General features: G+C 70.8%; 4 protein-coding genes. All 4 read left to right on the top strand.

Annotated elements, in window-relative coordinates:
• Positions 1-69: 69 nt before the first annotated feature.
• The 4 genes from thrB (at position 70) to prfA (ending at position 4,919) form a co-directional block, all read left to right on the top strand.
• Entirely contained in the window at positions 70-954 is an 885-nt protein-coding gene (gene thrB / locus ACWEF6_RS42705; RefSeq protein WP_449688167.1) for a homoserine kinase, read from the top strand.
• A 410-nt stretch (positions 955-1,364) separates the two neighbouring features.
• The gene (rho, locus tag ACWEF6_RS42700; protein WP_449688166.1) at positions 1,365-3,359 is read left to right on the top strand and encodes a transcription termination factor Rho; all 1,995 of its coding nucleotides are present in this window, start codon (positions 1,365-1,367) and stop codon (positions 3,357-3,359) included.
• A gap of 184 nt (positions 3,360-3,543) precedes the next feature.
• Complete coding sequence (gene rpmE / locus ACWEF6_RS42695) at positions 3,544-3,771, top strand: 50S ribosomal protein L31 (protein ID WP_003102730.1); 228 nt, start codon at positions 3,544-3,546, stop codon at positions 3,769-3,771.
• A 77-nt stretch (positions 3,772-3,848) separates the two neighbouring features.
• Positions 3,849-4,919: a peptide chain release factor 1 gene (gene prfA / locus ACWEF6_RS42690; RefSeq protein WP_449688165.1), complete on the top strand. Its 1,071-nt coding sequence runs from the start codon at positions 3,849-3,851 to the stop codon at positions 4,917-4,919.
• The last annotated feature ends 235 nt before the right edge of the window (positions 4,920-5,154 follow it).

Raw genomic sequence — 5,154 nt, 5'->3', positions numbered from 1 at the left:
GTGCGTTGGACGCACCGAACGCCACATTGGGTGCGCTGGATGCACCCAACGCCACATTGGGGCGCTCCGGTGACCACCTTCAAAGTGACCGTCCCGGCGTCCACGGCGAACCTCGGGCCCGGCTTCGACGCCTTCGGGATGGCGCTGAGCCTCTACGACGTCGTCGAAGTGCGGGTCTCCGACACCGGGCTCAAGGTCGAGGTGATCGACGCGGGCGCCGGCGGCGTCGCCGACGTCCCCACCGACGAGACGCACCTGGTGGTGCGGGCGATCCGCGCGACCTGCGAGCACCTCGGCGTCGAGCTGCCCGGCCTGCACCTGCGCTGCCACAACGCGATCCCGCACGCGCGCGGCCTCGGCTCGTCCGCGGCCGCGGTCGTGTCCGGCGTCGCCGCCGGGTACGCGCTCGCCGGCCGCGGAATCGACGCGTTCGACGCGCTGCAGCTGGCCGCGGGCTTCGAAGGCCACGCCGACAACGCCGCCGCGAGCCTGCTCGGCGGCCTGGTCCTGGCCTGGTGCGACGGCGGCCGCTTCCACGCCGAACGGCTCACCCCGCACCCGTCGATCCGGCCGGTCGTCGCCGTGCCGTCGGTGCGCTCGGCCACCGCGACCACCCGCGGCCTGCTGCCGGCGACCGTGCCGCACGCCGACGCCGCGCACAACGCGGGCCGCGCCGCGCTCGCCGTCCACGCGCTGACGGCGAAGCCGGAGCTGCTGCTCACGGCGACCGAGGACCGGCTGCACCAGGATTACCGCGCCCCCGCCTACCCGGCGAGCACACAGCTGGTGGCGACGCTCCGTGCACGGGGAGTGGCCGCCGCCATCTCCGGCGCCGGTCCGACGGTGCTCGCGCTGACGACCGCGGGAATACTTCCGCCGGATGCCGGCGTTACCGATTTCGACGTCCTCGAGCTGCCCGTGGATCTCACGGGCGTGCAGGTTGCGGCTCAGTAAAGGGTGGGTCACGTGCCCGCCGCCACGCCCGCCACGCGGGGGGTGGTTGTTGCACCCGGCACCGCCGCGGTCTACCCTCGGGGGCGTTCGATCACCGTGCGTTTCCGCACCCGATGCCGGTCCCGGGGAATCCTCGGATCCGCATCCGTCGTCGATCCGCCGAATCCGCACCGCCTGGCAAGCGGGGTAACGCGGAACGACTTGGGCGGGTTTCCGGTTTCGGCGGTGCCGAATTCCGTGTCCTCCGTTTGGAGGACGCAAACCCCTGTGGTGGAGGCGCTCCAGCTGTGTTCCGCACGGCCGAAGAGCTCATCTCGCGTATCGGGGGGCAACTACGCCGGTTCGCGATCAGAAGCGAGCGGCAGTCCGCTGATCCACCTGGAGGCGTGGATCGGTCAGGAAGGACATGTGTGAGCAACACCGATCTTTTGAGCGACGTGAGCGGCACGGCCGAGACGAACGGCACCGCCCCCGCTCCCAAGCGGACGGTCGGCGGGCTGACCGGTAAGACCGTCGCCGAGCTGCGTTCGCTGGCTGGGGAGCTCGGCGTCGGCGAGACGACGGGCATGCGCAAGGGCGACCTGATCGCCGCGATCCGTGAGCGCCAGGGCAAGTCCCGCAAGCCGCGTGCGGCGGCCGAGACCTTGCCGCTGGAAGGTGTCGGCGAGCCGGCGAAGGCGGCCCCCAAGGCCGAGCCGAAGGCCGAGGCGCCCGCCGCTGCGGTGGAGACCAAGCCGGAGCCGAAGGCCGAGGCGCCCGCCTCCGCGCCGTCGGACGCGCAGCCGCAGGCCGAGCGCCCGCAGCAGGACGCCCAGCAGGGCCAGGACGGCCAGCCCGAGGAGGGCGGCCGCAGCCGGCGTCGCCGCGGTTCCAACCGCGCCGCCGGGGCCCCGGACGGCCAGCAGGGCGGCGACCGCCAGCAGGGCCAGGGCGACCGCCAGCAGGGCGGCGACCGGCAGCAGGGTCAGGGTGGCGACCGCCAGCAGGGCGACCGCAACCGCGACCAGCAGCGCCAGGGCGGTGGCAACCGCGGCGACAACCGGGGTGACAACCGCCAGGACGGCAACCGCGGCGACCGCCAGCGCAACAACCAGCAGGACGGCAACCGCGGCGACGGCAACCGCGGTGACAACCGCAACCAGCAGCCGGACGACGACGAGGAAGGCGGCCGTCGCGGCCGTCGCTTCCGCGACCGCCGCCGCCGGGGCAGCGGGGGCGGCCGGGGCGAAGGCGGCTCGCCGGACACCGAGATCCGCGAGGACGACGTCCTGCTGCCCGTCGCGGGCATCCTGGACGTGCTGGACAACTACGCGTTCGTCCGCACCTCCGGCTACCTCGCCGGCCCGAACGACGTCTACGTCTCGCTGTCGCTGGTCCGCAAGTACGGCCTGCGCCGCGGGGACGCCATCACCGGTGTCGTCCGCCAGCCGCGGGACGGCGAGCAGCAGCGGCAGAAGTTCAACCCGCTGGTGCGCGTCGACTCGATCAACGGCCTGGAGCCGGACGAGGCCAAGCGGCGTCCCGACTTCACCAAGCTGACCCCGCTGTACCCGAACGAGCGGCTGCGCCTCGAGACCGAGTCGCACAAGCTCACCACCCGCGTGATCGACCTGATCATGCCGGTCGGCAAGGGGCAGCGCGCCCTGATCGTGTCCCCGCCGAAGGCCGGTAAGACCACGATCATGCAGGACATCGCGAACGCGATCTCCACGAACAACCCCGAGTGCCACCTGATGGTCGTCCTGGTCGACGAGCGTCCGGAAGAGGTCACCGACATGCAGCGCTCGGTGAAGGGCGAGGTCATCGCCTCGACCTTCGACCGGCCGCCGTCCGACCACACGTCGGTCGCGGAGCTGTCGATCGAGCGGGCCAAGCGCCTGGTCGAGATGGGCCACGACGTCGTCGTGCTGCTCGACTCGATCACCCGCCTCGGCCGCGCGTACAACCTGGCGGCCCCGGCGTCCGGCCGGATCCTGTCCGGTGGTGTCGACTCGACCGCGCTGTACCCGCCGAAGCGGTTCCTCGGCGCGGCGCGCAACATCGAGAACGGCGGCTCGCTGACCATCTTCGCCACGGCGATGGTCGAGACCGGCTCGACGATGGACACGGTCATCTTCGAGGAGTTCAAGGGCACCGGTAACGCGGAGCTCAAGCTCGACCGGAAGATCGCCGAGCGCCGCGTGTTCCCGGCGGTCGACGTCAACCCGTCCGGTACCCGCAAGGACGAGCTGCTGCTCTCGCCGGACGAGCTCGCGGTCACCGTGAAGCTGAGCCGGGTGCTGCACGCGCTCGACTCGCAGCAGGCCATCGACCTGCTGATCTCGCGGCTGCGGAAGACCAAGACGAACGTCGAGTTCCTCATGCAGGTCTCGAAGACCGCCCTCGGCGGCGGCGAAGACGACTGAGTCCCGTCTCGAAAGGGGGGCCTTCCCGGTGCGCCGGGGAGGCCCCCTTCGCGCTGGGAATAGCTGGTCAGCGGGGTGCGTTCCAGTACACGTCTGCCCGTCTGGCAGAATCACCCGCTGAAGTCCGGCGCCGGTTCACCCCGCGAGAACGACTGGGGACCCGGAGCCAACGAGAGAGGACACCATGAAGAGCGGTATTCACCCCGAGTACGTGGTCACGAACGTGAACTGCGACTGCGGCAACAGCTTCACCACGCGCAGCACCAAGACCAGCGGCAACATCCACGTCGAGATCTGCTCGAACTGCCACCCGTTCTACACGGGCAAGCAGAAGATCATGGACACCGGTGGCCGGGTCGCGCGCTTCGAGGCTCGCTACGGCAAGCGCCAGAAGAAGGCCGACGCCAAGTAGCTTTTCCGACGACGCCCACTCGCCCGCGCGAGTGGGCGTCGTTTTTTGTCTTGTTCCCGGGCTGAGAGGTGGCAGAGGTGGATTCGAGCTCGCTCAAGGGGCTGCTCGCCGAGCACGCGGAACTGGAGCAGCAGCTGGCGGACCCGGCGGTGCACGCCGACCAGGGGCGCGCCCGCAAGCTCGGCCGCCGCTACGCCGAGCTGACGCCGGTGGTGCGGGCCGTCCACGAGCTCGACACGGCCCGGGACGACCTCGCGGCCGCGCGGGAGATGGCCGCGGAGGACGCGGAGTTCGCCGCCGAGGCCGAGGAGCTCACCGCGAAGATCCCGGACCTGGAGTCGAAGCTCACCGAGCTCCTGCTGCCGCGCGACCCGTACGACGGCTCCGACGTCGTGATGGAGATCAAGTCCGGCGAAGGCGGCGAGGAGTCGGCCCTGTTCGCGGGCGACCTGCTGCGGATGTACCTGCGTTACGCCGAGCGCCACGGCTGGAAGGCCGAAGTCCTCGACTCGGTGGACTCCGACCTGGGCGGCTTCAAGGACGTCACGCTGTCGATCAAGACGAAGTCGGCCGAGGTCGACGGGGTGTGGTCGCGCTTGAAGTTCGAGGGCGGCGTCCACCGCGTCCAGCGCGTGCCGGCGACCGAGTCCCAGGGCCGGATCCACACCTCGGCGTCCGGCGTGCTCATCTACCCGGAGCCGGAGGAGGTCGAGGTCGAGATCGACCCGAACGACCTGCGCATCGACGTGTTCCGGTCCTCGGGCCCGGGTGGCCAGAGCGTCAACACGACCGACTCGGCGGTCCGGATCACCCACCTGCCGACCGGCATCGTGGTGTCCTGCCAGAACGAGAAGTCCCAGATCCAGAACCGCGCGCGGGCGCTGCAGGTGCTCCAGGCCCGCCTGCAGGCGATCGCGGAGGAAGAGGCGGCGGCGAAGGCGTCGGACGCGCGCAAGTCGCAGGTCCGCACGGTCGACCGCTCGGAGCGCATCCGGACGTACAACTTCCCGGAGAACCGGATTTCCGACCACCGGGTGAACTACAAGGCCTACAACCTGGACCAGGTCCTGGACGGCGATCTGGACGGCGTTCTGGACGCCTTGGCGACAGCGGACCGCGAGGAGCGCCTGGCGGCTCAGTCCGGCTGACGCCGTGTCGACCTCCTGATCACGCGTGCCGGCTTCCCGATCATGCGTGCCGGCTTCCGGATCACGCGTGCTAGAAGGGACGACGCGGGGCTGGTGTCACGCGTCCGAGGTTCGTTGACAGCGGCCCGGCGATGCGCCCCAATGTGGCGTTCGGTGCGTTGGACGCACCGAACGCCACAATTGGTGCGTTGGACGCAACCAACGCCACATTGGGGCGCTTGGTGGTGAGCGGGTC

Source organism: Amycolatopsis sp. NPDC004772 (assembly GCF_053601215.1).
Note: the sequence above shows the minus strand (reverse complement) of the source record. Positions and strands in the feature narration are given on the sequence as shown.